Source organism: Streptomyces sp. NPDC042002, from assembly GCF_055588305.1.
The window spans coordinates 336,582-361,950 of the sequence record NZ_JBVJCT010000006.1 but is presented as its reverse complement, the minus strand read 5'-3'; the positions used below and the strand labels follow the sequence as shown (position 1 = coordinate 361,950).

The 25,369-nt window shown below is 72.1% G+C and carries 22 protein-coding genes and 2 pseudogenes; 18 read left to right on the top strand and 6 right to left on the bottom strand.

Translation table 11 applies throughout. The features are described 5' to 3' along the window. The 4 genes and pseudogenes from ACZ6KY_RS13115 to ACZ6KY_RS13100 form a co-directional block, all read left to right on the top strand. Positions 1-429 (top strand): annotated as a pseudogene (locus tag ACZ6KY_RS13115) (hypothetical protein); the annotation flags it as partial. A gap of 273 nt (positions 430-702) precedes the next feature. Further along, entirely contained in the window at positions 703-1,575 is an 873-nt protein-coding gene (locus tag ACZ6KY_RS13110; RefSeq protein ID WP_469310378.1) for a polysaccharide deacetylase family protein, read from the top strand. A gap of 60 nt (positions 1,576-1,635) precedes the next feature. Beyond that, on the top strand, positions 1,636-1,842 hold the full coding sequence (locus ACZ6KY_RS13105) for a hypothetical protein (RefSeq protein ID WP_469310377.1): 207 nt from the start codon (positions 1,636-1,638) through the stop codon (positions 1,840-1,842). A gap of 77 nt (positions 1,843-1,919) precedes the next feature. Next, positions 1,920-2,669 (top strand): peptidyl-tRNA hydrolase, encoded by a 750-nt coding sequence (locus ACZ6KY_RS13100; RefSeq protein WP_469310376.1) that lies wholly within the window; start codon positions 1,920-1,922, stop codon positions 2,667-2,669. A gap of 130 nt (positions 2,670-2,799) precedes the next feature. On the opposite strand, the gene ACZ6KY_RS13095 is transcribed toward ACZ6KY_RS13100, so the two are convergent. Then, the gene (locus ACZ6KY_RS13095; protein ID WP_469310375.1) at positions 2,800-3,273 is read right to left on the bottom strand and encodes a hypothetical protein; all 474 of its coding nucleotides are present in this window, start codon (positions 3,271-3,273) and stop codon (positions 2,800-2,802) included. 289 nt (positions 3,274-3,562) lie between these two features. Here ACZ6KY_RS13095 and ACZ6KY_RS13090 point away from each other — a divergent pair, with 289 nt between their 5' ends. Further along, entirely contained in the window at positions 3,563-3,793 is a 231-nt protein-coding gene (locus ACZ6KY_RS13090) for a DUF397 domain-containing protein (RefSeq protein WP_469310374.1), read from the top strand. 127 nt (positions 3,794-3,920) lie between these two features. Next, positions 3,921-4,844, top strand: a complete 924-nt coding sequence (locus ACZ6KY_RS13085) for a helix-turn-helix domain-containing protein (RefSeq protein ID WP_469310373.1) — start codon at positions 3,921-3,923, stop codon at positions 4,842-4,844. Between the two features lie 7 nt (positions 4,845-4,851). Here ACZ6KY_RS13085 and ACZ6KY_RS13080 read toward each other — a convergent pair whose 3' ends face one another. Then, positions 4,852-5,691 carry an SAM-dependent methyltransferase gene (locus ACZ6KY_RS13080; RefSeq protein ID WP_469310372.1) on the bottom strand — a complete coding sequence of 280 codons (840 nt, stop codon included), beginning with the start codon at positions 5,689-5,691 and terminating at the stop codon, positions 4,852-4,854. A gap of 522 nt (positions 5,692-6,213) precedes the next feature. On the opposite strand from ACZ6KY_RS13080, the gene ACZ6KY_RS13075 reads away from it, so the two are divergent. The 4 genes and pseudogenes from ACZ6KY_RS13075 to ACZ6KY_RS13060 all read left to right on the top strand — a co-directional run bounded on the left by ACZ6KY_RS13075 (position 6,214) and on the right by ACZ6KY_RS13060 (position 10,648). Next, positions 6,214-7,677 carry an MbnB/TglH/ChrH family RiPP precursor modification enzyme gene (locus ACZ6KY_RS13075; RefSeq protein WP_469310371.1) on the top strand — a complete coding sequence of 488 codons (1,464 nt, stop codon included), beginning with the start codon at positions 6,214-6,216 and terminating at the stop codon, positions 7,675-7,677. A gap of 36 nt (positions 7,678-7,713) precedes the next feature. Next, a pseudogene (locus ACZ6KY_RS13070) lies at positions 7,714-7,854 on the top strand (DUF4142 domain-containing protein); the annotation flags it as partial. 223 nt (positions 7,855-8,077) lie between these two features. Continuing rightward, positions 8,078-8,860 (top strand): TIGR04222 domain-containing membrane protein, encoded by a 783-nt coding sequence (locus ACZ6KY_RS13065; RefSeq protein WP_469310370.1) that lies wholly within the window; start codon positions 8,078-8,080, stop codon positions 8,858-8,860. A 150-nt stretch (positions 8,861-9,010) separates the two neighbouring features. Continuing rightward, the gene (locus ACZ6KY_RS13060) at positions 9,011-10,648 is read left to right on the top strand and encodes an alpha/beta hydrolase (RefSeq protein WP_469310369.1); all 1,638 of its coding nucleotides are present in this window, start codon (positions 9,011-9,013) and stop codon (positions 10,646-10,648) included. An 81-nt stretch (positions 10,649-10,729) separates the two neighbouring features. On the opposite strand, the gene hemQ is transcribed toward ACZ6KY_RS13060, so the two are convergent. Then, positions 10,730-11,461 carry a hydrogen peroxide-dependent heme synthase gene (gene hemQ / locus ACZ6KY_RS13055; RefSeq protein WP_469310368.1) on the bottom strand — a complete coding sequence of 244 codons (732 nt, stop codon included), beginning with the start codon at positions 11,459-11,461 and terminating at the stop codon, positions 10,730-10,732. A gap of 4 nt (positions 11,462-11,465) precedes the next feature. After that, entirely contained in the window at positions 11,466-12,956 is a 1,491-nt protein-coding gene (hemG, locus tag ACZ6KY_RS13050) for a protoporphyrinogen oxidase (protein WP_469310367.1), read from the bottom strand. Between the two features lie 285 nt (positions 12,957-13,241). Here hemG and ACZ6KY_RS13045 point away from each other — a divergent pair, with 285 nt between their 5' ends. Both ACZ6KY_RS13045 and ACZ6KY_RS13040 read left to right on the top strand, forming a co-directional pair. Then, complete coding sequence (locus ACZ6KY_RS13045; RefSeq protein ID WP_469310389.1) at positions 13,242-14,276, top strand: DUF4349 domain-containing protein; 1,035 nt, start codon at positions 13,242-13,244, stop codon at positions 14,274-14,276. Positions 14,277-14,309: 33 nt separating this feature from the next. Continuing rightward, on the top strand, positions 14,310-15,758 hold the full coding sequence (locus tag ACZ6KY_RS13040; RefSeq protein ID WP_469310388.1) for an FAD-dependent oxidoreductase: 1,449 nt from the start codon (positions 14,310-14,312) through the stop codon (positions 15,756-15,758). A gap of 195 nt (positions 15,759-15,953) precedes the next feature. Here the strand turns inward: ACZ6KY_RS13040 and ACZ6KY_RS13035 are convergent, their stop codons facing one another. Beyond that, positions 15,954-16,286 (bottom strand): hypothetical protein, encoded by a 333-nt coding sequence (locus ACZ6KY_RS13035; RefSeq protein WP_401331607.1) that lies wholly within the window; start codon positions 16,284-16,286, stop codon positions 15,954-15,956. Between the two features lie 209 nt (positions 16,287-16,495). Here ACZ6KY_RS13035 and ACZ6KY_RS13030 point away from each other — a divergent pair, with 209 nt between their 5' ends. Continuing rightward, positions 16,496-17,314, top strand: coding sequence for a rhomboid family intramembrane serine protease (locus tag ACZ6KY_RS13030; protein ID WP_469310366.1), 819 nt, complete (start codon positions 16,496-16,498; stop codon positions 17,312-17,314). 22 nt (positions 17,315-17,336) lie between these two features. Here the strand turns inward: ACZ6KY_RS13030 and hemE are convergent, their stop codons facing one another. Beyond that, positions 17,337-18,404, bottom strand: coding sequence for a uroporphyrinogen decarboxylase (hemE, locus tag ACZ6KY_RS13025; protein ID WP_469310365.1), 1,068 nt, complete (start codon positions 18,402-18,404; stop codon positions 17,337-17,339). A gap of 185 nt (positions 18,405-18,589) precedes the next feature. Here hemE and ACZ6KY_RS13020 point away from each other — a divergent pair, with 185 nt between their 5' ends. The 5 genes from ACZ6KY_RS13020 to ACZ6KY_RS13000 all read left to right on the top strand — a co-directional run bounded on the left by ACZ6KY_RS13020 (position 18,590) and on the right by ACZ6KY_RS13000 (position 25,366). Further along, on the top strand, positions 18,590-19,267 hold the full coding sequence (locus tag ACZ6KY_RS13020; RefSeq protein WP_469310364.1) for a DUF3000 domain-containing protein: 678 nt from the start codon (positions 18,590-18,592) through the stop codon (positions 19,265-19,267). Between the two features lie 280 nt (positions 19,268-19,547). Next, a complete protein-coding gene (locus ACZ6KY_RS13015) occupies positions 19,548-20,210 on the top strand; it encodes a LuxR C-terminal-related transcriptional regulator (protein WP_469310363.1) in 663 nt (220 codons plus the stop codon). Positions 20,211-20,380: 170 nt separating this feature from the next. Next, complete coding sequence (locus ACZ6KY_RS13010) at positions 20,381-21,658, top strand: HRDC domain-containing protein (RefSeq protein ID WP_469310362.1); 1,278 nt, start codon at positions 20,381-20,383, stop codon at positions 21,656-21,658. A 349-nt stretch (positions 21,659-22,007) separates the two neighbouring features. Beyond that, positions 22,008-23,234 (top strand): thiolase family protein, encoded by a 1,227-nt coding sequence (locus ACZ6KY_RS13005; RefSeq protein WP_261704412.1) that lies wholly within the window; start codon positions 22,008-22,010, stop codon positions 23,232-23,234. Then, the gene (locus ACZ6KY_RS13000; protein WP_469310361.1) at positions 23,231-25,366 is read left to right on the top strand and encodes a 3-hydroxyacyl-CoA dehydrogenase NAD-binding domain-containing protein; all 2,136 of its coding nucleotides are present in this window, start codon (positions 23,231-23,233) and stop codon (positions 25,364-25,366) included. Before ACZ6KY_RS13005 ends, ACZ6KY_RS13000 begins: the two co-directional genes overlap by 4 nt. The last annotated feature ends 3 nt before the right edge of the window (positions 25,367-25,369 follow it).

The window sequence follows — 25,369 nt, the reverse complement described above, 5'->3', positions numbered from 1 at the left end:
CGCCTGTTGCAGACGGTGGTGGCCGTCGCGGCCGAGAAGAACTCCACACTCGTCCTGCCCTTCCCGGTGGAACTGCTGCGCTTCCTGGAACGGGCGCAGTCGGGACAGCCGCCGGTGGTGGCGGACTCGCAGCGGGCGCGGCAGCCGAACGTACCGCCCGGGACGGAGCGGCAGCCCACGGTCGAGGCCGCGGAACCCCCCACCCTGCCGGGCCGGGTCAACGGAGTGCCGGAGGCGTTCGGCCTGTCGGAGGCGTTCACGGACACGGACGGGCTCGGGATCCCGGACGCCTTCGGAATCCTGCGACCGCCCGGGACACCCATGGAGCCGGGGGAACCGGACGGGTCAGGGAATCCGGACGGGCCACGGGAAGCGGAGGGGTCGGGGAAGGCGCCGGAGCGCGCGGAGCCGGATGCGCCCGCGGGATGAATCCCGTGCCCGTCCCGGGTCCGCCGCCGGCGTGAAACCCATGAAGCGTGCCGCACCGAACACGACGCGCCGCCGGAGAGTGTCCCGGCGCGCCGACCGCTGATGCGGGTCGAAGCCTCAGGGCGTCAGGGCGAGCGCCCCGCCGGACCGCGGCCGCTCGCGAAGCGGGGCAGCCTCGGACAGAGCTCCCGGCGGGTGACTCCGGGGCCCCATGCGGGCGGCGCACCCTTGACGATGGCCGAATAGTCATATTTATCCGCATATCATCACACGATGATTCTCTCTGTACGGAGCGTCGTCGTGGCCTGCGCCGTGGGAGTCCTCGGTGCCGCACTCGCCGCGTGCGGCGGGCCGGCGAGTCCGGCCGCCGCCCGCCGGGGACACCACGCGCCCGCCACCGCCGGCGCCACGAGCAGCGCCACGCCCTCGCGACCGCCCACGCTCGCGCCCGGACCCGCCGGGCTGACGCCTGTCTTCAAGAACGGGCCGCGCACACGGGACAAGACCGTCGCGCTGACGTTCGACGCGGACATGACCGCGGATGAGGGCGCGCGGGCGGCGGCCGGCGAGCATTTCGACAATCCCCAGCTGATCGCGACACTGCGGAAGTTCAAGGTGCCCGCGACCGTCTTCATGACGGGCCGGTGGGCCGACGAGTACCCGCGGGAGGCCAAGGACATCGGGCAGGACCCGCTGTTCGAGATCGCCAACCACTCGTACAGCCACTACGCCTTCACCAGCGACTGCTACGGGCTGCCGACCGTACCCGAGGCCAGGATGCGCGCGGACGTGGAGCGGGCGTACGCCGCCTTCAGGAAGGCCGGGGTACGGAACGCGATGCCCTACTTCCGTTTCCCCGGCGGGTGTTACGACCAGCGGTCGCTGCGGGCGTTGAGCGCGGCCGGGGTCACCGCCGTGCAGTGGGACGTGGTGAGCGGGGACGCGTTCGCGACGGACGCCGACGCGGTGGCACAACAGGTCCTCGACGGAGTGCGGTCCGGGTCCGTCGTCGTCATGCACTGCACCCGCAGCGCGGCGCCGGTGACCGAGCGGGCACTGCGGACGGTCGTTCCCGAGCTGCGCCACAGGGGCTTCCGGTTCGTGAAGGTGTCCCAGCTGATCGGCGCCGCGGACAGACGGCACTGAGCATCCCCGGCCCGCCCGCTCCTCGTACCCCCTGCCGCCCGCCGCTCGTAAGCTGGAGGCATGAGCGACGACTACTGCGCGATCGGTGCGGACGGGCCGGCCGGGAAATCCCTCGGCGCCCTCGACGCGGCGGGGCAGGGCGGGCCGCCGTACGCGGAGTGCGTGCTGTGCCGTGAGCCCAGCGAGTACCCGGAGTCGCACAAGGGGATCACCCTGTGCCCCGTCTGCGCATGGCAGGAGGCCCAGCGCACCGCGTGTTCGGGCTGACCGGCGCGGAGGCGCGGGCATCCGCGAGAACCGGCCGTCCGTTCGGAACGGATCTTCCGCCTGGCAGACTGGTGGGCGTGAGCAGCGACCCGGCCTCCGCCGACGACAGCCCGTTCCGTACCGAGCCCACCGTGCGCGACAAGGCGCGGCAGTTCGTGCTGCCGCTGGTCGTGCACATCGAGAAGGCCGCTCCCCCGGCGCGCACCGACGCGCTGGAGACCGCGGCGCGGGCCGTGCTGACCATCCTGAGCGACGAGCGTTCGCTCGGGGAGGGTGAGTGGGCGCAGGCGATGCGGGACTGGCAGGACGCCCGGATCCGCAAGGTCGTACGGCGGGCGCGCGGTGCCGAGTGGCGGCGGGCCGAGGCACTGCCCGGTATCACGGTGACCGGGGGTTCCGCGGAGGTGCGGGTCTTCCCGCCGGTGCCGCTGGACGGCTGGCCCAAGGATCTGGCGCGGCTCCAGGTGTCCGGTACGGACCTCGACGATCCGGAGCCGCCGGCACCGGCAGATCCGGCGGCGCCCGTGCTGTGGCTCAACCCGGAGCTCGACATGTCGGCCGGCAAGACGATGGCGCAGACGGGTCATGGCGCCCAACTGGCCTGGTGGGAGCTGTCGGAGAAGGAGCGGACCGCCTGGCGCGATGCGGGTTTCGCCCTGTCCGTACGGACCGCGGATCCGGTCCACTGGCGTGAACTCGCGACCTCGGAGCGGCCGTTGGTCCGTGACGCGGGGTTCACGGAGATCGCTCCCGGACTGACCGTCGCCGTCGAGGGACACGACCGCGTAGGCACCCTGCCGGAACGCGCACCGGACTCGGCTGGCTGACAGCGGGCTGACGCCGAGGCGTTCCGCCCGGCTCCAGGCGTGCGCGGGGCCGCGGTTGACGTGGTGCGTGTGCGCACCGGCGCCCGGTCCGTGGGGCCGGAGCCTCCGCCCGGTCCGTGAGTCCGGAGCCTCAGTCGGCCAGCGTGCAGGCGAGTTCCGTGGTGACCCGGACGAGTTCGGTGTCCGGCTCGGCGAGCAGGTGCTGGAGAGTGCCGCGGTGGGCGCGTACGGCCTGGCGGGCTTCGCGCTCCCAGCCCACCCAGTTCTCACGGCGGTTGAGCAGTTTGGGGTAGGCGGCGGCCGTGCGCTCCCACTGCCGGGCGTCCGCGATGTCCTTCAGGAGCTGGATTATCTGCACACGGCAGGTGACCTGGGGAAGTTCGGCGAGTTCCCAGAGGAAGGGGACGGCCGCGGCCGTCGCCTGCTCCACGACGAATCCGTACTGGCAGATTCGTTCCCTCAGGTCCTGGAGTGCCGCCCTGGCCGTTGCCGCATCACCCCAGGCCACGGTGTTGAGCAGGAACGGGATGGCCTCCGCCGCCCCCTTGGAGTCCTTGATGTCGTCCCACGACACGCGTTCCAGGTTCCTGAGTGGTGTTGCCATTTCCGCTCCCTCCGAAGGCGTCGGACAGTGTCAGGTGCGCGGCGGGCCGACAGCCCGTTCCGGACGATCACGCTTCCGGGGGAGCTCCTGATACGACGTCAGCACGTGGCGCTGGTAACGAGGTTGACGCCACGGCTATTATCCACGCTGACAGCGTCTTCGTGCAATTGCACGAGAAATTGCACGAAGACGGAGAGAGGCAGGGGCCGCGTGAGGTCCGGCCGGAGCCCACGACCGGGCGGCCGGGCGGGTGCGCACGCGGTGGAACGTCAGCAAGGAGAGTGCGTTGGTGCCATCAGTGCCGAACGGAGTGCGGGCGAGCTCGCTGGGTGTCTCCTGGATCAAGAGCAGGCACAGCAATGCCGAGGGCAACTGCGTCGAGGTGGCCTCCCTGGGCGACGGAGGCATCGCGGTGCGCAACTCCCGTGACCCCGACGGTCCGGCCCTCGTCTACACCCCGGCGGAGGTGGCCGCGTTCCTGGCCGGCGCGAAGGAGGGGGAGTTCGACCACCTGCTGTGAGACGGCCCCCGGACTCTTCGAACTCGGTTGAAACGGAAGGCCAGTTGTCCACTTCTGTCTCCCCATGCGGCGGAGTCCGGCGCAGTGCGATAATTTGGCGTCTTCTGCCGGTCGACTGGGAGTCAGGATGTCCGTCGAGTCACCCCGCGTCTCCCGCCTCGAACCGTATCTGAGCCGGGCGGAGCCCGCCCCCACTCTGCTCAAGATGCTGGTCGGCGTTCAGCTGGCCGGCGCCCGTGAGGACGCGGGCTTCTCCCAGGAACAGGCGGCGCGCTCCCTGGGGTTCAGCGCGGCGAAGCTGTCGCGCATAGAGGCGGGCAAGGGTCGCCGGCCTCCCACGGAGGGCGATGTCCGCGCGCTGCTGGAGCTGTTCGGGACCGACGACTACGAGGTGTCGGTCCTCCTCAGACTCCTGAAGCGCGCCGGTGAGCCGGGGTGGTGGCAGCGCTACGACAAGCGGTTGATGCCCGAGTGGTTCGACCGGCTGGTCGGGCTCCAGGAGGCGGCCACCACCATCCGTACCTTCGAGATCCAGTACGTTCCGGGCCTGTTGCAGACTCCCGACTACACCCGGGCCGTGGTGGAACGCGGTCTGCCGACGGCGCCGGCCGGCGAGGTGCAGCGCCGGGTGGAGCTGCGGATGCGCCGGCGGGAGCTGCTGAACCGGGCGGACGCCCCTCACCTGTGGGCCGTTGTCGACGAGTCCGTACTGCTTCGCGTCCTGGGCAGCCGCGAGGTGATGCGCGCCCAGCTGGAGCACCTCATCGAGATGGCTCAGCGTCCCCATGTGAGCTTGCAGATCGTGCCGTTGGACGTCACGAACGCCTCGGCACCGGCCATCCCCGTCACCTATCTGCGCTTCGGCGGCGTCGAACTGCCCGACATCGTCTACCTGGAGCACATCAGGAGCGCGAACTTCCTTGAGGACCGCGACGAGACGGAGGAGTACCGGGTGGTACTGGACCGGCTCGCCGACGAGGCCCTCAGCCCGCGCGCGTCCCTCGCGCTGCTGCGCGACACGATGGACCAGCGCTACAGCGCGTCGCACTGACGGGTCGTCACACCCCGTCGGCGTGGTCCTGACGGATGCGGCCGACCCCGCCGAACTCGATCCACTCCTGCGTGAGTTGGCGCGGCACGACATCGGTGTCCGGTCGCCAGGTGGACACCTCGACGAGTCCGGGTTCGAGGATGTCCATGCCGTCGAAGAACTCCGCCACGTCCTTCTCCTGGCGCACCCGGCCCCAGTGGCCCTGCGTCGCGGTGTCCATGAAGTCGGTGACGAACTTCCGGACCTCCGCGTCCTCGCTGACCAGCTGGCACATCACCATGAAGCTGCCGGGCGCGAGCCGTTCGGCGACGCGGCGGATCACGGGAAGGGGCCCGTCCGTCTCGCTGTCCGGGATGCAGTGGAACACCGAGTTGAACAGCACGGCCACCGGCTGCGAGAGGTCGATCAGCCGATGGGTGTCGGGGTGGTCGAAGATCGCCTCGGTCTCCCGCAGGTCGGCGTGGATGACGGCCGTACGATCGTTCTGGTCCAGCAGGGCCCGGCCGTGCACCAGCACCATCGGGTCGACGTCGACGTACACCACCCGGGAAGCCGCGTCGATCGCCTGGGCGACCTGGTGCACGTTGTTCTGGGTGGGCAGGCCGGATCCGTGGTCGAGGAACTGCCTGATTCCGTATCCGTCCGCCAGCGTCCTCACCACCCGCTGAAGGAAGCGCCGGTTGTTCAACGCCAGCGCGCGCGTGCTGGGCACGACCTTGTCCAGCTCTTCGCAGGCCGCCCGGTCGGCGGCGTAGTTGTCCTTGCCGCCCAGGTAGTGGTCGTACATGCGCGCGGCCGTGGGCACCGTGGCATCGATCGACGTGGACAGCTGCTCGCCAGGCTGCATCGTTCCCCCAGATCCGTGTCGCGCCAACCCGACTGGCCCGACCGACAACCCATACTAGGGAAACGGAAGTTGGCCTTACCAGTCCCCGAAGGAAGGACGCGGCGCGGATCCCCTTGGCGGCCCGCACCCCTGGTTCATCGAGGTGGCGTGAAATGGCCGATCAGCGAGGACAGTGGCCGGTCGTGCCCCGCGCGGGGCAGGCGCCCGCCCTCATTTTCGGCCAGTTCGCGGGCGGCCGTCACGATCAGCCGCACAGACTCCGCTCGTTCACGCTCTCGGCGCGTCCGGATCGACATGGCCACGATTCAAGCACCGCCGGCATTCATGTCGACGCTACGCCGGCCCCACTCCCGCCCCTGGTGCTGCCGGCGGGCGCGGAACCTCAAATGTTGCTCTGAACGTCCGCCCCGGTGGGTTCGGCCGACGCTTCCGGGGCCATGACTCCGTCACGCCGGAACACGGGCTGTCGCGGGGGAGCGACGCGCAAGCGGGCCCGGTCGAGGCGGCGACGGAGGAGGGGACATGCGGCAGCCTGTGCGGCTGGGTACGGGAATCGGGTGGCGGCCGGAGATCGCCGAGGCCGTGGAGCGTATGCCCGGCATCGACTGGGTCGAGGCCGTGGCGGAGAACGTGTGCCCCGGCCATGTCCCCGCGTCGCTGCTGCGGCTGCGCGAGCGCGGTGTCACGGTGGTGCCGCACGGGGTCTCCCTGGGCCTCGGCGGCGCCGACCGGCCCGACGAGTCCCGGCTCGCCGCGCTCGCCGAACGCGCCGAGGCCCTGGGTTCTCCGCTGGTCACGGAGCACATCGCGTTCGTCCGGGCGGGCGGCCCGCTCACCGCGTCACCGCTGCTGGAGGCCGGGCACCTGCTGCCGGTTCCGCGCACCCGGGACGCGCTGGACGTCCTGTGCGAGAACGTCCGCGCGGCTCAGGCCGTGCTGCCCGTCCCCCTCGCGGTGGAGAACATCGCCGCGCTGATCTCCTGGCCGGGCGAGGAGATGACCGAGGGACAGTTCCTCTACGACCTGGCCGACCGCACCGGCGTCCGGCTGCTCATCGATGTGGCCAACCTCCACACCAACCATGTCAACCGTGGTGAGGACCCCGCCAAGGCGCTCGACGAACTGCCCGTCGAGGCCATCGCCTACGTCCACGTCGCCGGCGGCTTCGAACGGGACGGCGTCTGGCACGACAGCCACGCCCATCCCGTTCCGCGGCCCGTCCTCGACATCCTCGCCGACCTCGCCTCCCGGGTGACCCCGCCGGGGGTCCTCCTCGAACGGGACGACGACTTCCCCGAACCGGCCGAGCTGGAGCGGGAGCTGACCGCGATCCGGGGGACGCTGGAGCGGGCCTCGGCCGGAGCGGCCGAAGAGTCCGAGCGCAACGCGACCGTCCTGCTGGGCAGTTCGGCCGCTCCCTCGGCGCCGACCCCTGCGGTAGTCCCGTCGGTCACCCCAGCGGCATCCCGGACACCGGGCGACGCCGGAACCGGGCCCGACATCCCGGCCGGCGCGAGCTCCCCCACCGAATCCGGCACGGAATCCGGCACGCGACCCGGCACCCATGCCGAAGGCGCCGCCCGGCAGCGGCTCGCGCTGGCGCAGGCCGCCCTGTTGTCCGCGCTCGTCGCGGGGACCCCCGTACCCGAGGGCTTCGACCGCGTACGGCTCGGCGTGCAGGCGCGTGCCCTCGCCGCCAAGCGGGCGGACGTCGTGGCGAAGGTGGCTCCGGAGCTGCCGGAGATCCTCGCGGACGGCTACCGGCCGGCGTTCCTCGCGTACGCCCAGAGGCATCCGATGACCGGCGGCTACCGGCGCGACGCCCTGGACTTCGCCGAACGTCTTCTGCTCGCGGGACGCCCGGAGGGCGCGGAGACCCGGCGGCTGCGCGACTGGTGGCTGGAGCGATCGGGGCCGGCCCCGCTCTCGGGGCGTCCCGTGGCCCGGCTGGCCCGCGCCACCCGCAGGGCGCTGCTGGGCCGCTGAACCAGCACACCGGCCCGGGCTCCACCCGTGAGCCCGGCCGGGCTCTGGGAGCTGCCCGCGGGACAGCAGGCCCAGGAGCGCGGCACCACCCAGGCCGTACGGACGGCAGGCGAGCCCCTCATCGAGGGGCACACGTTCCTCGACGCCCTCGTCCGCAGCGTCGCCGCCCGGCCCGGTCCGGTCACCGTCGTCGCCGGTCCCGGTGACCCCGTCCTCGGGCTACCCGGTCCCACCGGCCGCCGCACGACCCAACCCGGCCTCGACCTCCTGAGCGCGCGTCCGGGCGGCTTCGGCCGCCCCGCGACGCCCGGCAAACGGAACGTCACATACCCGCAACGGCTCCGTCCCACATAGTGAATAAGGCATGGCGCCCGCCCGGCGCTTCGCATAGAAAAACGCCATGTTCTGGGTCCTTCTCCTGCTCCTGGCCTGGGCGGCCGCCGGTATCTCCTGCACGCGGCTGTGCCTGGCCGCCGTCCGTGCCGCGACGCTCGACGCCGACATCGCGCGCGGGCACGACCTCACGCTGTACGAGGCCGCGTTCCTGTCCGGCGGGCCGGCCCGGGTGGCCGATCTGACCCTGGTGTCGATGGCCCGTCAGCATCGGCTGCTGCTCGCGCACACCGGCTGGGCGACGGTGGTCGATCCGCGCGGGCGCGACGACATGGAGCGCTCGGTCATCGGGGCCATCGGCCCGGAGGGCCAGTCCCGGATAGCGCCGGTACGGGCGAACACCGCCGGCGCCGACTCGGTGCGCCGGCTCGCGGACCACCTGGTCGCGGCCGGCCTCGCCGTCCCGGAAGGGGCCCGCACCACCGTCGCGGAGGCCGTCCGCCAGGTCCAGGCCGCCGCGGCCGCGGTCCTCGCGCTGGCCGCCGCGGCCCTGCTGCTGCCGGGCCAGTCCCCCGGGAGCGAGGTCCCGGTGGCCGTCTGGTTCCTGCTGCCGCTGATTCTGACGGTGAGCTGTCTCGCCATAGCCCGGATCGAGGTGCACCCCTACACCCGCTGGGCCTCCCCGGCCGGGCAACGGCTGCTCGGCACCCTGGCCCGGCACTCCGACGCGTCCGGCGACGACCGTACGTACCTCACATCGGTCGCCGTACGCGGCATTCGCGCGATCGGCGAGCCGGAGGTGCGGGCGGCCCTGACACACCGGGACCGCGGCACCGGCCACGGCAGCTGACGGCCAGGGGCTCACGAGGGGGGGGCTGAAGGGCGCCCCCGGGGGGCGCATCGGGGTCATTGGCGCCGACACCGGCGGCCGGTGCTTTACTTCGCCAACCGCCGAACGAAGCATCCCTTTTGTCGCTGCCGCACGCTGAAGGGATTCGCGATGAGAGCTGCTGTCCTCCACGGAACCGCAGGGTCCTTGCTGCTGACCGGCCTCGTCGCCGCTCCGGCGGGCGGCGCACCGGCCCGGCCGGGCCCGGCCGTCTCCGCCGAGGCGCGCGGCACCGCCGTCGCCGCCCAGCGCGCCGCGGCCGCGGGCATCCGCTTCGGCACGTGCGCGAAGGTCGAGCACCTGCCGTCGAACCTCCAGTGCGGCACCGTCGCCGTGCCCCTCGACTACGCCCTCCCCGACGGCAAACGGATCAGACTGACTGTCAGCCGCGTGAGGGCCACCGGCAAGGACCCGCACAACGCGAAGCACAAGGTGCCTCGTCAGGGCGCCCTCGTCTACAACCCGGGCGGTCCCGGCGCCTCCGGCATGTACTTCCCGCTGATCGGCTTCCTCCCCGAATGGAAGCGGATCGGGGCCGCGTACGACCTCGTCGGCTACGCCCCGCGCGGCGTCGACCGCTCCGCGCCGCTGTCCTGCCAGGACCCGAAACGCCCGCCGAAGGCACCCACGCAGTCGCCGACGGTCCCCTCGGAGTCGTACAAGAAGGCACGGATCGCGGAGGCGAAGGCGTACGCCCGCGGGTGCGCCCAGCGCTCGGGTCCCGCCCTGCGCCACTACACCTCGCTCAACAACGCCCGTGACCTGGACGTGCTGCGCGCCGCGCTCGGCGAGCGCGAGCTGACCTTCATGGGCGCCTCGTACGGGACGTACTTCGGCTCCCTGTACGCGACGCTGTTCCCCTCGCACGTACGCCGGATGGTCTTCGACTCGGCGGTGAACCCCGCGCCCGAGAAGGTCTGGTACCAGAACAACCTGGACCAGTCGGCCGCGTTCGAGGTCCGCTGGGCGGACTTCCGCGCCTGGATCGCCCGGCACGACAAGGTGTACAAGCTCGGCCGCACGCCCGAGGAGGTCCGGCGCTCCTACGAGAAGGCGCGGGCGCGGCTCGCCGTCTCCCCCGCGGGCGGCAAGGTGGGGCCCGCCCAGTTGCAGGGCGCGTTCCTGCAGGCCGGGTACTACGACGACTACTGGCCGCAGCGCGCGCTGGCGCTGTCCGCCTATCTGAAGGGTGACCCGAAGCCGCTGATCCAGGTGGCGGGACCGCATCCGGAGGCGGCGGCCGAGCAGGAGAACGGCAACGCGGTCTACACGGCCGTGGAGTGCAACGACGCGCCCTGGCCGACCGACTGGCGCACCTGGGACCGCGACAACACCCGTCTCGCGCGGGTCGCGCCGTTCGAGACCTGGGACAACGTGTGGATGAACCTGCCGTGCGCGTACTGGCCCGCGCCGCGGCAGAAGCCGCTCGACGTACGGACACTGCCCGGGGAGCTGCCGCCGACGCTGATCCTGGCCGCCGAGCGGGACGCGGCGACACCGTACGAGGGTGCCAAGGAGCTGCAGCGACGGCTGTGGGGCTCGGTGCTGGTGACCGAGAACGGCGCCGGTACCCATGGGATCGCCGGCGGCCCCAACAAGTGCGTCAACGGCTATCTGGACGCCTACCTGCTGGAGGGCCGGCTCCCCGACCGGAGCGCGGCCTGCGCACCCCACCGGGAACCGACACCGCAGGCACCGGACAACGCCCGGGGCACGAAGGGGACGAAGAGCGTCCGGCGGGCGCCCTGACAGACAGGCTCCCTGACAGACATCCCGAAAACGTGAAGGCGGGCGTCCCCCAAAGGGGCGCCCGCCTCATTGCCGGGACGGTCAGGCGAGGCCCGCGACCAGGTCGGCGACGTCCTTGCGGCGGCCGGTGTAGAACGGGACCTCTTCGCGGACGTGCATCCGGGCCTCGGAGGCACGCAGGTGGCGCATCAGGTCGACGATGCGGTGGAGCTCGTCGGCCTCGAAGGCGAGGATCCACTCGTAGTCGCCGAGCGAGAACGAGGCGACCGTGTTCGCGCGCACGTCGGGGTAGCCGCGGGCCATCTTGCCGTGGTCGGCGAGCATCCGGCGGCGGTCCTCGTCGGCCAGCAGGTACCAGTCGTACGAGCGCACGAACGGGTAGACGCTGACGTAGTCGCGGGGCGTCTCGTCGGCGAGGAACGCCGGGACGTGCGAGCGGTTGAACTCGGCGGGCCGGTGCAGCGCCATGTTCGACCAGACCGGCTCCAGGGCGCGGCCCAGCTTCGTCCGGCGGAAGAGGTTGTACGCCTCCTGGAGCTGGTCGGCGGTCTCGGCGTGCCACCAGATCATGAGGTCGGCGTCGGCGCGCAGCCCCGACACGTCGTAGGTGCCGCGGACGGTGACGTCCTTCGCGGCGAGCTGGTCGAACAGCTCCTGGACCTCGTCGGCGTAACCGGTGCGGTCCTCGGGCAGCACGTCCTTCAGCCGGAAGACGGACCACAGGGTGTAGCGGATGACCTCGTTGAGGTCCTTGGCCAGCTTGCCCTTGTTCGGGACCCTGCCGGAATCGGTGGTGGGGGCGTCGTCACTCATGGGGCTATTCTCCCGCGCCGCCGTGCGGGCTCCGCACCGGGTTCGCCCGGAGCGCGTCCAGGGCGCGGGTGTCGCCCTCGATCCGGTCGACGGCGGCGTACGCGGACGCGATGCAGGCGGGGATGCCGACCCCGTCGTACGCGGCGCCGCAGACCGCGAGGCCCGGCAGCTTGCCGACGTGCTCGCGGACGCGGGCCACGCGCGCGTGATGGCCGACGGGGTACTGGGGCAGTCCGTCGTTCCAGCGGGTCACCCGGGTCTCCACCGGCTCGGCGTCGAGCCCGGTCGCCTCCCGCAGGTCGTGCCGGGACACCTGGACGAGGTCGGCGTCGGACCGGCCGAGGACCTCCGTCTCGCCGTACCGCCCGACGGAGGTGCGCAGCACCAGCAGACCGGGGTCCTGGTCGGCGATCCAGCCCCACTTGCGGGAGGCGAAGGTGGACGCCTTGATGGTGTGCCCGTCGACCGGCGGCACCAGAAAACCGCTTCCTTCGGGGAGGGTGACGCCCTCACTCCGGTAGGCGAGCGTCACCAGGGCCATCGACGCGTACTCCACGGCGGCCAGCTCGGCCGCCGCGGCGGGGGCCTCGGCCCGCAGCAGCGCGGCGGCGGCCGGGGCGGGCAGCGCGAGGACGACCGCGTCGGCGTGCAGGACACGGTCTCCGGCGACGACGCGCCAGGCCGCGCGGGGCGGCTCACCGGTGCCGGGCCCGGCCGCCGCGGTCCTGCGCAGCTCGGTCACCGGCGTCCCGGTGAGGATCTCGCCCCCGCGTGCGGTCACCGACTCGGCGACGGCGAGCGGCAGTTGGCCCACTCCCCCGTCGATGCCCATGAACACCGGGCCGCTCTGTCCGGCGGCGGCCGCCCTGGTCTGGATCTCGCGGACGGCCCCGGTGAGGGAGGTGTGCGTGCGGGCGGCGGCGTAGAGCTGGGGGACGGCCAGGCGCAGCGAGATGCGGTAGGCGTCGCCCGCGTACACGCCGCCGAGGAGGGGTTCGACGAGACGGTCGACGACCTCGCGGCCGAGGCGTGCCGCCACGTACTCGCCCACGGCGATGTCCTCGCCCACCTCCGTGCGGGGCAGATCGGCGTCGCGCTCGATGCGGCGCAGGCCCTCTTCGGAGACGACGCCGGCGAGGGCGGACGCGCTGCCGGGGACGCCCATGACATGGCCCTTGGGCATGGGGCGCAGGGCTCCGCGGGTCCACAGGGAGGCCGTCGCGGTGGCGGGCGGCTGGAGCCGGTCGCCGAGTCCGGCCTCGCGGGCGAGGTCGACGGCCTCCGGGCGGCGCGCCAGCATCGACTCGGCACCGAGGTCCACGCGGGCGCCCGCGATCTCGCCGGTCAGCAGCTTGCCGCCGATCCGGTCCGACGCCTCCAGGACGGTGACGCGCGCGCCCCGCCCCAGCAGGCGGTGGGCGGCGGCCAGTCCCGCGATCCCTCCGCCGACGACCACGACGTGTCCCGAACCGGTACGAGTGTCCTCTTCGCGCATGCCTCCACTTTCTCAGACCCCGCTGACACCTCCGGCGGGGAGCCCGGTGTCCCGCGTGAGTCCGGACCGTGACCGCATCGGGACCGGATCCCGCCAACGTTCCGCACCGGTCCGGCGTCGAAGAACCGTCAGTCGTCACCACCCTGGGGGTAGACCCGCATGCACACACGCAGCTCCGGACATCCGCTACGGCCCGTGTCACCTGTCCTGTCCGCCGCGTCCGCGTCGCCGGTACCGCCCGTCCGCCCTGGCCGGCCTGTCCGCCCCGCGCGGGTCTTCGCGGGGATGTTCCTCGTCGCCGCGCTCGCGCTGACGGGATGCGGCGCCGGTGGGACGGGAAGCGCCGCCGACGGCAAGGCGGCCGCCCCGGACGCCGGGAGCGCGAACGGTGCCGCTGCCGAGAAGGTGGCCCCGGGTGCCGCGGGGAGCGACGGTTCGAGAGGCCGCAAGGCCGCCCCGCCCGAGGTGACCGCGAACAGCATCATCCGCACCGCCTCCCTGACCGTCGTGGTCAAGGAGGTGCCCAGGGCGCTGGACGACGCCCGCGCGACGGCCGAGAACGCCGGCGGCTATGTCGGCGACGAGACCACCACCCGCGACAGGCGGGGCCACGAGCGCACGCGCCTCGTCCTGCGGGTGCCCGGCGAGCGGTACGACCAGGTGCTCGCCGAGCTGGAGGGCACCGGCAAGGTCGTGGCGCGGACGGCCAAGGCACAGGACGTCACCGATCAGGTCGTGGACGTGGAGAGCCGCGTCAAGTCGCAGCGCGCGAGCGTGGCCCGGGTCCGCGAACTGATGGACCAGGCGACCAAGCTCAGTGATGTGGTCACCCTGGAAGGGGAGTTGAGCAGCCGGGAGTCCGACCTGGAGGCGCTGCTCGCCCAGCAGGCGTCGCTGAAGGACCGTACGAGCCTGGCCACGATCACGCTCTCGCTGTCCGAGACACCGGTGAGGAAGGCCGAGAGGAAGCACGAGGACCCGGGCTTCCTGGACGCGCTCTCCGGTGGCTGGAACGTGCTGGTCACCGTCGTGCGCTGGCTGGCCCTGGCGATCGGGGCGGTGCTCCCCTTCGCGGCGGCCCTGGCCCTGGTCGCCCTGGTGTGGATGCGCGGGGTGAGCCCCCGTCTGCGCAGGCGCCAGGCTCCGGCGGTGGCTGCCGGGCCGTACGGCGGTCCCGCAGCGCATCCGTCCGCGGCCCCGGTTCCGGCCTCCCGCCCGGCTTCGGACCCGGCTGCCGGGCCGGCTTCAGGGAGCACGGGCGCGCCGAAGGCCGCCCCGCCCACCCGCGACGGTTCCTCGGCAGGCGGCGAGGAGGACTGAAGTGCCGTGCCCCCGTAGCGTGTTCGCATGAGCATGAGCGGTGCGAGCGATACGGGTAGTACGGGTACTACGGGCGGTACGCCGAGTACGGGCGACAGGGGCGGGGCCCGGGAACGACTGGTCGTGATCGGCGGTGACGCGGCGGGCATGTCCGCCGCGTCACAGGCCCGCCGGCTGCGCTGTCCGGACGAGCTGGAGATCGTGGCGTTCGAGCGGGGGCACTTCACGTCGTACTCGGCGTGCGGCATCCCGTACTGGGTGGGCGGCGACGTCCCCGGACGCGACCGGCTGATCGCGCGGACCCCCGAGGAACACCGTGAGCGCGCCATCGACCTGCGGATGCGTACGGAGGTCACCGAGATCGACGTGGCGGGTGCCCGGGTGCGCTCCCTGGACCTCGGCACCGGGGCCGAGGCGTGGACGTCGTACGACAAACTCGTGATCGCGACCGGCGCGCGTCCGGTCCGCCCGGATCTGCCGGGCGCCGACGCGCCGGGCGTGCACGGCGTGCAGACCCTGGACGACGGACAGGCCCTGCTCGACACACTGGCGGTGACCGAGGGCCGCCGTGCCGTGGTCGTCGGCGCGGGCTACATCGGCGTGGAGATGGCCGAGGCGCTCATCAACCGCGGGTACGAGGTGACCGTCGTCAACCGGGGCGGGGAACCCATGTCCACGCTGGACCCGGACATGGGCCGCCTGGTGCACACGGCCATGGAGGGGCTCGGGATCGCCATGGTCGGCGACGCCGAGGTCACCGCGTTCCTCACCGGCGACGGGGGGCGGGTCAGCGCGGTCGTCACGGACAAAGCCACGTACCCGGCGGACGTGGTGGTGCTGGGCATCGGCGTACGCCCCGAGACCACGCTCGCCCGCGCGGCGGGGCTGCCGCTCGGCGAGCACGGCGGCCTGCTCACCGATCTGGCGATGCGGGTGCGCGGGCACGAGAACATCTGGGCGGGCGGCGACTGCGTCGAGGTGCTCGACCTGGTCTCGGGCCGCGAGCGGCACATCGCGCTGGGCACCCACGCGAACAAGCACGGGCAGGTGATCGGCTCCAACGCGGCCGGTGGATATGCCACGTTCCCCGGTGTGGTCGGCACGGCGGTGAGCAAGGTCTGCGATCTGGAGATCGCGCGCACCGGGCTCCGCGAGAAGGACGCGCGCCGGGCGGGCCTGCGGTTCGAGTCCGTCACCATCGAGTCGACGAGCCGCGCGGGCTACTACCCGGACGCCGCCCTCATGACGGTGAAGATGCTCGCGGAGCGCCGCACGGGGCGGCTGCTCGGCGTGCAGATCGTCGGCCGGGAGGGCGCGGCGAAGCGGGTGGACGTCGCGGCGGTGGCGCTGACCGCGGGCATGACGGTGGAACAGATGACGATGCTGGACCTCGGCTACGCGCCGCCGTTCTCCCCGGTCTGGGACCCCGTCCTGGTGGCGGCCCGCAAGGCGGTGGCGAAGGTACGGCACGGCGACCGGTGACGAGTCCCCCCTGATGGGCGAGGGAGGTACGACACGGGCTCCGTCCCGGGCGCGGGAAGGACAGAGCACGACGCCCCGTCACGGGCACGGGAACGCACCTCCCGCCCCCGTCTCGGGCACGGGAAGGCGCGTCGGCCGGCCTGCCGGGTGGGTAGCGCACGTGGCCGACGGCGCGTGCGGTGGCCCGCGTGCCGGTTACGCGGACTCGTGCCCGGCCGTCCCGTTGATCCGGTCGATCGCCTGCCGGGCCTGCTCCGCCGGGGGCCGGGGCGGCAGCGAGGAGACCGAGGCCGCCGCAGTGACCGCGGGCGGGGTCTGGGCCGGCTTCGCGTGCGCCGCCGACCGGGAGGAGCGCAGTCGGTGACTGACGGCCTCGTCCAGGGTCACGGGCCGCTGCATCCGGGCCGCGAGCCGTCCGGCCTCCTGGCCGAGCGCGGCGACGTCCTCCCAGGGGAGGTGCAGCACCAGGGCGATTTCCGCCTCGCCGTCGGGCAGGGCATGCATCGGAGGAGTAACTCGGTCGCTCATGGCCTGTGTCCTCACGTCTTCAACGTCGTCGCGTCGTACCCGCGTCGCGTCTTCGGCGCGGCGCGGGCGGTCGAGGAGACATACGGCCGCGGGGGCACAGGTGTTCAGTGTGTTCGAAGGGAAACCGCCTCGGCCGCCGGGCAGTTGGGCGCTCGCCCGGGCGCGGCCGGGCACGGATTCACCCCGCTCATCGGGGGCAGTACTTTCTCGTGGTCATTCCCGTCCATGACGTGAACCCGGTGCGGCGCACGCCCTATGTGACGTACGCGCTGATCGCCGCCAATGTCCTCGTGTTCCTCTACACACCCGGCCTCGCCGGATCGGTGGCGGGGGACAGCGCCCAGTCGCAGCTGTGCCATCTGCACGCGTTCATGGACCATTTCGCGGCCGTGCCGCGGGAACTGATCCACCATCGGATGCCCCGGCTGGTGCCGACCGGCGAGGTCGGCGGCGGCCCGCACGGGTCGGGCTGTGTGGTGGGCCCGCCCGGCTACGACAAGTCGCCGCCGCTGTCGGTGTTCACGGCGATGTTCCTGCACGGGAGCTGGCTGCATCTGCTGGGCAACATGCTCTTCCTGCTGATCTTCGGCAACAACATCGAGGACCGGCTCGGACATGTGCGCTTCACGCTGTTCTACGTGGCCTGCGGTTTCGCGGCGGCGTACGGCTTCGCGCTGGTCAACGAGGACTCGGGCGACCCGCTGATCGGCGCCTCGGGGGCGATCGCCGGGGTCCTCGGCGCCTATCTGGTGCTGTATCCGAGAGCCAGGGTCTGGGTGCTCGTCCCGTTCCTGGTGTTCCTGCCGCTCCGGCTGCCCGCGTGGCTCGTGCTGGGCTTCTGGTTCGTGCTCCAGGCGGCGTACTCGTCCGGCGCCGCCGTGCCCGCCGCGGGAACCGTGGCCTACGCGGCGCACGTCGTCGGCTTCCTGGCCGGCATGCTCCTGGCCTGGCCGCTGCGCCCCGGCACCCCGCCACCGCCCGAACCGCGCCGTCTGCTGTTCGGCAGACAGGCGCGGCACAGTTGGTGAGCCGGCGGGTACGGGAGCCGGGTCAGCGGGCCGTCCGCGTGTGGACGTACTCCACCAGGCGGGTCAGCGCGTCCGGGTCCATGCTCGGCGGGACGCCGTGGCCGAGGTTGAAGACGTGGCCCTCCAGACCGGCGGCGGCGTCGAGCACCTCGCGGGTCTTCGCCTCGACGGCCTCGGTGGTCGAGAACAGGACCGCGGGGTCGAGGTTGCCCTGGAGCGCCTTGCCGGGGCCGACGCGACGGGCGGCCTCGTCGAGCGGGACGCGCCAGTCGACGCCGACCACGTCCGCGCCGGCCTCGCCCATGAGGCCGAGCAGTTCACCGGTGCCGACGCCGAAGTGGATGCGCGGGACGCCGTACGAGGCGACGGCGTCGAAGACCTTGGTGGACGCGGGCATCACCGAGCGCCGGTAGTCGGCGGGGGCCAGGGCGCCGACCCAGGAGTCGAAGAGCTGGACGGCGCTCGCGCCGGCCTCGATCTGCACCTTCAGGAAGGCGGAGGTGATCTCGGCGAGACGGTCGAGCAGGTCGGCCCACAGCTGCGGGTCGCCGTACATGAGCGCCTTGGTGTGCTCGTGGTTCTTGGACGGACCGCCCTCCACGAGGTAGCTCGCGAGGGTGAAAGGCGCGCCCGCGAAACCGATGAGGGGGGTCTCGCCGAGTTCGGCCGTCAGGAGTCCGATCGCCTCGGTGACGTACCAGACGTCCTCGGGGGTCAGATCGCGCAGCTGGGCCAGGTCGGCGCGGGTGCGGATCGGGTTCTGGACGACCGGGCCGACGCCCGGCTTGATGTCCAGGTCGACGCCGATGGCCTTCAGCGGGACGACGATGTCGCTGTAGTAGATCGCCGCGTCCACGTTGTGCCGGCGCACCGGCTGGAGGGTGATCTCGGCGACCAGCTCGGGCCGCGTGCAGGACTCCAGCATGGGAATGCCCTCGCGCACCTTGAGGTACTCGGGCAGCGAGCGACCGGCCTGCCGCATGAACCACACAGGCGTGTGCGGCACGGGCTCGCGCCTGCACGCCTTCAGGAAGGCGGACTCGTACGTGGCTGTCGGCTGCTGCCCGGCGGGGCTGTGGTTGGCGCTCACGACGCAAAGTCTCCCACGGCTCGCGGGCATCCCCGTCCCGGGCTCCGGTGCGCCCGCCGCCCCGGCTCCGGACCCGCGGACGGCCCGTCCGCGGAGTGGTGTTCGCGCGGCACGATCCGGACAGGGGTCCCACGCACGGGTGTCTCTCCCTGCGCGCGGGCTCCGTTCCCCTTAATCTTCCCGGCATGGCTGCGGCTCAGGGACGACTGTCGGACGGCGCTGGCGGAATGGACGACGCGAAGGAGAAGAAGGAGGAGGACAGGAATGCGGCGGAGACGGCCCCGTTGCCCTTCCGGGCGGCCGTCGACGCGCTGAAGGCCGCGCGGCTGCGGCCGGACATCGAGATCGACCCGACGCGACCACCGCAGCGCCTGGCCCCGTACTCGTACGCGCTCGAGGCCGCGGTCGTCGCCGACGACGAGGATCTGGCCGACGGCCGCCTCGTCCTGCTGCACGACCCGGCCGGGCACGACGCCTGGCAGGGCTCCTTCCGTCTGGTGACCCTGGTCCGCGCGGAACTGGAGCCGGAGATGGCATCCGACCCCCTGCTCCCCGAGGTCTGCTGGTCATGGCTGACCGGCGCGCTCCAGGCCCGCGGCCTCTCGTACGGCGAGGCGAGCGGCACCGTCACGCGCGCCAGCTCGCACTACTTCGGCGGGCTCGCGGAGCGCCCGGCCGCCTCGCAGATCGAGATCCGCGCGTCGTGGACGCCCCGGGAGGGACTCGGCGGCGTCCCGGACACCGCCGCGCACCTCGCGGGCTGGTGCGACCTGCTGTGCCAGATCGCCGGACTGCCGCCGGTGACCCCGGGTGACGCCTCGGTCGTCACCCTGCCGCAGCGCCGGGGACCACAGTCCCGCTGACCCCCACAAGGGCGCGCGCCGACGCGCGCGCCCTTTCCGTTTCCTTACCGGCCGAATGTCGATACGACCACTTTCGGCCGCGTATCGACATTGGAACGACTCGGTTCGATCTTCGGATGATCGATCGCGTGTCCGAATTGCACGGATTGTTACTCATCACATCGTGATCATTCTCTAAAGGTCCATGGGTTTAGTGCCGAAGACGTCTGTGACCTTGAAAGCACGGTTCGTCCTGGCTCGCCCCCCAGAGCCGGTCCCGTCCCGCACCCCAGGAGGCCTGGTGTCCGTTCTCCTCGAGCAGCCCGCAAGCCTGGTCGCCTACCGCCCGAACAAGCCGACCGCCATGGTGGTCGTGGCCGACCCCCGGGTCCGCTCCACCGTCACCCGCCATCTGTGGGCGCTCGGAGTGCGCGACGTCATCGAGGCGTCGTCCGTCGCGGAGGCCCGTCCCCGAATCGGCAACCCGCGTGACATCTGCGTCGCCGACGTCCACCTGCCGGACGGTTCCGGCCTCACCCTCCTTTCCGAAACCCGAGCCGCGGGCTGGCCCAACGGCCTCGCCCTCTCCGCCGCCGACGACATCGGTGCCGTGCGCAACGCCCTCGCGGGCGGCGTCAAGGGCTATGTCGTCACCGGCACCCGTACGAACGTCGGGCTCCCCACCCGGCCCGGCACCGCTCCCATCGGCTCGGCCGCCGCCCGTATGCACCGCCGCCCCCCGGGTGCCCCGAGCCACCCGGGCGGCTACCGCGAACTGTCCGGACGCGAGGTCGAGGTCCTTCGACTGGTCGCGGAGGGCCAGTCGAACAAGGCCATCGGCGTCTCCATGGGCCTGTCCGCGCTGACCGTCAAGAGCCACCTCGCCCGCATCGCGCGCAAGCTCGGCACGGGCGACCGCGCCGGAATGGTCGCGGTGGCCCTGCGGACCGGAATCATCCACTGACCCCTCCCCCGACACCGCCCGTCCTCCCCTCCCCCCTCCTCCGCCCTGTGGCCGCCTCCCCCGTGCGTGAACCGGGTCTTGCACGTACGTGACTGGTTTACGACCATCAGACGCCCGTCGACGGAACGTTCCGTCGGCGGGCGTTGTCCATACACAGATACTCTTGACAGGTGACCGACGCCCAAGAGACCGCAGCAGACAGCTCACTGCGAACCACCGGAGGCGGCCCTCCGGACGACGTCGAATCGGCGCCGACCCCCTTGCTCGAGCCCCGAGAAGGCATTCCGCCCGTGATCGCCGACGACGCCTCGCTCGCCGAGGTGATCGCCGCCTTCGCCGCCGGAACGGGCCCGGTGGCCGTCGACGCCGAACGCGCGTCCGGGTACCGATACGGCCAGCGCGCCTATCTCGTGCAGCTGCGCCGCGAAGGCGCGGGCAGCGCGCTGATCGACCCCGTCGCCTGTCCCGACCTGTCGGGTCTCGGTGAGGCGATCTCCGGGGCCGAGTGGGTCCTGCACGCCGCCACCCAGGACCTGCCCTGTCTCCGTGAGATAGGCATGATCCCCACCAGCCTCTTCGACACCGAGCTGGCCGGACGCCTGGCCGGGTTCCCCCGGGTGGGCCTCGGCGCGATGGTCGAGAGCGTCCTCGGCTTCGTCCTGGAGAAGGGGCACTCCGCCGTCGACTGGTCGACGCGCCCGCTGCCCGAACCCTGGCTGCGCTACGCCGCGCTCGACGTGGAGCTCCTCGTCGACCTGCGCGACGCCCTGGAGAAGGAGCTCGACCGGCAGGGCAAGCTGGAATGGGCCCGGCAGGAGTTCGACGCGATCGCGCAGGCCGAGCCCGCGCCGCCGCGCAAGGACCCCTGGCGCCGTACGTCCGGGATGCACAAGGTGCGCCGCCGCCGGCAGATGGCCGTCGTACGGGAACTGTGGGAGACCCGGGACCGGGTCGCGCAGCGCCGGGACATCTCGCCGGGCAAGGTGCTCGGGGACGCGGCGATCGTCGAGGCGGCGCTCGCCGTGCCCGCCAACATGCACGCCCTGGCCGCCCTGAACGGCTTCGGGCACCGCATGGGCCGGCGCCAGCTCGAACAGTGGCAGGCCGCGGTCGACCGCGCGAAGGCGCTGCCGGACAACGAGCTGCCGCAGCCCGGACAGCCGGTGACCGGGCCTCCTCCGCCGCGCGCCTGGGCCGACAAGGACCCGGCCGCCGCCGCCCGGCTCTCCGCCGCGCGGGCCGCCGTATCGGCGCTGGCCGAGCGGCTGAACATGCCGCAGGAGAACCTGATCACCCCGGACACCGTGCGGCGCGTGTGCTGGGAGCCGCCGACGACACCGGACACGGAGTCCGTGGGCGCGGCGCTCACCGCCTGCGGGGCGCGGCCCTGGCAGGTCGGACTGGTCACGCCGGTGCTGGTGACCGCGCTGTCCCTGAAGACCGTTTAGGGCACGTCCAGGGCCGCCGTTCGACCGCCTCCGTCGGCGGGTTCCGGGTGCTCCGCGTGCTCGGTTTACGCCGAACGGGTTCTTGAAGCGGAACCGCCCCGTCGAACGGACGACGAGATCACGCCAAGATCCTGGCCCGCCCGAACGCACCGCCCGGCTTCCCGGACGTCCAGCCGCGGCGGAAGGCCATGGGGCCGGGCCGGGGACACCGAGGCCATTCGGATGTGACGTTCGCCGCTCCCGGCCTCGGGACTGGGCAGGTTGGTTACTCGCAAGTAGCATGGGTGCTGAGCGCGCGCTCAGGCGTGTCCGCGCAGCAGTGCCATCCCGCATCTGGAGGAGAGCCATCGTGCCTCGTACCGTCAGGGACGTCGTCTTCGTCGACGGCGTCCGCACCCCGTTCGGCAAGGCGGGCCCGAAGGGCATCTACCACGAGACCCGCGCCGACGACCTCGTCGTGAAGGCCATCCGGGAGCTGCTGCGCCGCAACCCCGGTCTTGACCCCAAGAAGATCGACGAGGTCGCCATCGCGGCGACCACGCAGATCGGTGACCAGGGTCTGACCCTGGGCCGCACGGCCGGCATCCTCGCCGGGCTCCCGCAGTCGGTCCCCGGTTACTCCATCGACCGCATGTGCGCCGGCGCCCTGACGGCCGTCACCGCCACCGCGGGCTCGATCGCCTTCGGCGCGTACGACGCCGTCATCGCCGGTGGTGTCGAGCACATGGGGCGCCACCCCATGGGCGAGGGCGTGGACCCGAACCCGCGCTTCGTCAGCGAGAAGCTGGTCGACGAGTCCGCCCTGTTCATGGGCATGACCGCCGAGAACCTGCACGACCGCTACCCGACCATCACCAAGCTGCGCGCCGACGAGTACGCCGTGCGCTCGCAGGAGAAGGCCGCCAAGGCGTACGCCAACGGCAAGATCCAGCAGGACCTGGTGCCGATCTCGGTGCGCAACACCAACGCGGAGGTCGGTGAGACGGGCTGGGGCCTGGTCACCGCCGACGAGCCGATGCGTCCGGGCACCACGCTGGAGAACCTGTCCGGCCTGAAGACCCCGTTCCGCGTCCACGGCCGCGTCACGGCCGGTAACGCGGCCGGTCTGAACGACGGTGCGACCGCCTCGATCCTCGCCTCCGAGGACTTCGCCCGCGAGAACAACCTGCCGGTCAAGATGCGCCTGGTCTCGTACGCCTTCGCGGGCGTCGAGCCGGAGGTCATGGGCTACGGCCCGATCCCGGCCACCGAGAAGGCCCTGGCCAAGGCCGGTCTGTCGATCGAGGACATCAACCTCTTCGAGATCAACGAGGCCTTCGCCGTCCAGGTGCTCGCCTTCCTGGAGCACTACGGCATCGCCGACGACGACGCGCGCGTCAACCAGTACGGCGGCGCCATCGCGTACGGCCACCCGCTGGCCTCGTCCGGCGTCCGTCTGATGACGCAGCTGGCCCGCCAGTTCGAGGAGCAGCCGGAGGTCCGTTACGGCCTCACGACCATGTGCGTCGGCTTCGGCATGGGCGCCACGGTCATCTGGGAGAACCCGCACCACAAGGACGCCGGAGGCGACAAGTGAGTACCGCTGAACTCCTCAAGGGCGCGGCCGAGTTGTTCCCCGACGAGGTCGTGACGTCCGCGAACGTACGCCACCTCGACCTGCCGTTCGGTGCCGGGCGCTTCGCGCTCATCACCCTCGACAACGGCTTCGACCACACCAAGCCGACCACCTTCGGCCCGGCGTCGCTGGCGAACCTCGACACCGCCATCGACCAGGTCGAGCGGGAGGCCGCCGCCGGTGAGATCGTCGGTGTCGGCGTCACCGGCAAGCCGTTCATCTTCGCGGTCGGCGCGGACCTGAAGGGCGTCGAGCTCCTCAAGGAGCACAAGGACGCGCTCGCCATCGGCAAGGGCGGCCACGAGGTCTTCAAGCGCCTGTCGGGCCTCGCGGTCCCGACCTTCGCGTACTACAACGGCGCGGCGATGGGCGGTGGCGTCGAGGTCGGTCTGCACTGCTCGTACCGGACCGTCTCCGCGGCCCTGCCGGCCTTCTCGCTGCCCGAGGTCTTCCTCGGTCTGGTCCCCGGCTGGGGCGGCTGCACGATCCTGCCGAACCTGATCGGCGCCGACAAGGCCGTCTCGGTGATCATCGAGAACTCGCTCAACCAGAACAAGCAGCTCAAGGGCGGGCAGGTCTACGACCTCGGCATCGCCGACGCGCTGTTCGAGGGCGCGGACTTCCTGGAGCAGTCGCTGCTGTGGACGGCCGCCGTCCTCAAGGGCGAGATCGCCATCGAGCGCCCGGAGATCGACCGCGGCGAGGCCTGGGACCAGGCCGTCGCGCGCGGCCGGTCCATCGCCGACAGCAAGGTGCACGGGGCCGCCCCGGCCGCCTACCGCGCGCTGGACATCATCGCCGCGGCCAAGGACGGCGACCTGCAGAAGGGCTACGACGCCGAGGACGTGGCGCTCGCCGACCTGATCATGGGTGGCGAACTGCGCTCCGGCATCTACGCCTTCAACCTGGTCCAGAAGCGCGGCAAGCGTCCGGCCGGTGCGCCGGACAAGTCCCTCGCGCGTCCGGTCACCAAGGTGGGCGTCGTGGGCGCCGGCCTGATGGCCTCGCAGCTCGCCCTGCTCTTCCTGCGCCGCCTGGAGGTGCCGGTCGTGCTGACCGACATCGACCAGGAGCGCGTCGACAAGGGTGTGGGCTACGTCCACGCCGAGATCGACAAGCTGCTGCTCAAGGGCCGCGTCAACAAGGACAAGGCCAACCGCCTGAAGGCCCTGGTCTCCGGTGTGCTGGACAAGGCCGAGGGCTTCTCCGACGCCGACTTCGTCATCGAGGCGGTCTTCGAGGAGATCGGCGTCAAGCAGCAGGTGTTCGCGGAGGTGGAGGCGGTCGCCCCGGCGCACGCGATCTTCGCCACCAACACCTCCTCGCTGTCGGTCACCGAGATGGCGTCGAAGCTGAAGAACCCCGAGCGGGTCGTCGGCTTCCACTTCTTCAACCCGGTCGCGATCCTCCCGCTCCTGGAGATCGTGCGCGGCGAGCAGACCGACGACGCCTCGCTGGCCACGGCGTTCGCCGTCGCCAAGAAGCTGAAGAAGACCGCGGTCCTCACCAAGGACGCCCCGGCGTTCGTCGTGAACCGCATCCTGACCCGCTTCATGGGCGAGATCCAGAACGTCATCGACGAGGGCACGTCGGTCGAGGTCGCCGAGAAGGCGATCGAGCCGCTCGGCCTGCCGATGTCCCCGCTGGTCCTGCTCGAACTGGTCGGTCCCGCGATCGGTCTGCACGTCTCGGAGACCCTCAACCGGGCCTTCCCGGACCGCTTCACGGTCTCCCCGAACCTCGCGGCCGTCGTCAAGGCGGGCAAGCGCGGCTTCTACGTCTACTCCGCCGAGAACGGCTTCAAGCCGGAGCTGGACCCCGAGGTCGCGGCGCTGCTGAAGCAGGGCGACGTCGTCCTGACGGAGGAGCAGGTGCGCGCCCGGGTCCTCGACGCGGTCGCCCAGGAGATCGGGCTCATGCTCGACGAGGGCGTCGTCGCCGAGGCCCAGGACATCGACCTCTGCCTGATCACCGGCGCCGGCTGGCCCTTCCACCTGGGCGGCATCACGCCGTACCTGGACCGCGAGGGTGTCTCCGAGCGAGTGACCGGGAAGCGGTTCCTGGAGCCGGGGTTGGCCTCGGTTCCGGCGTAACGG

Coding starts and splice junctions, on each gene's coding strand:
- ACZ6KY_RS13110 (WP_469310378.1), top strand. CDS start 703: ATGATTCTCTCTGTACGGAGCGTCGTCGTGGCCTGCGCCGTGGGAGTC.
- ACZ6KY_RS13105 (WP_469310377.1), top strand. CDS start 1,636: ATGAGCGACGACTACTGCGCGATCGGTGCGGACGGGCCGGCCGGGAAA.
- ACZ6KY_RS13095 (WP_469310375.1), bottom strand. CDS start 3,273: ATGGCAACACCACTCAGGAACCTGGAACGCGTGTCGTGGGACGACATC.
- ACZ6KY_RS13085 (WP_469310373.1), top strand. CDS start 3,921: ATGTCCGTCGAGTCACCCCGCGTCTCCCGCCTCGAACCGTATCTGAGC.
- ACZ6KY_RS13080 (WP_469310372.1), bottom strand. CDS start 5,691: ATGCAGCCTGGCGAGCAGCTGTCCACGTCGATCGATGCCACGGTGCCC.
- ACZ6KY_RS13075 (WP_469310371.1), top strand. CDS start 6,214: ATGCGGCAGCCTGTGCGGCTGGGTACGGGAATCGGGTGGCGGCCGGAG.
- ACZ6KY_RS13065 (WP_469310370.1), top strand. CDS start 8,078: ATGTTCTGGGTCCTTCTCCTGCTCCTGGCCTGGGCGGCCGCCGGTATC.
- ACZ6KY_RS13060 (WP_469310369.1), top strand. CDS start 9,011: ATGAGAGCTGCTGTCCTCCACGGAACCGCAGGGTCCTTGCTGCTGACC.
- hemQ (WP_469310368.1), bottom strand. CDS start 11,461: ATGAGTGACGACGCCCCCACCACCGATTCCGGCAGGGTCCCGAACAAG.
- hemG (WP_469310367.1), bottom strand. CDS start 12,956: ATGCGCGAAGAGGACACTCGTACCGGTTCGGGACACGTCGTGGTCGTC.
- ACZ6KY_RS13045 (WP_469310389.1), top strand. CDS start 13,242: ATGTTCCTCGTCGCCGCGCTCGCGCTGACGGGATGCGGCGCCGGTGGG.
- ACZ6KY_RS13040 (WP_469310388.1), top strand. CDS start 14,310: ATGAGCGGTGCGAGCGATACGGGTAGTACGGGTACTACGGGCGGTACG.
- ACZ6KY_RS13035 (WP_401331607.1), bottom strand. CDS start 16,286: ATGAGCGACCGAGTTACTCCTCCGATGCATGCCCTGCCCGACGGCGAG.
- ACZ6KY_RS13020 (WP_469310364.1), top strand. CDS start 18,590: ATGGCTGCGGCTCAGGGACGACTGTCGGACGGCGCTGGCGGAATGGAC.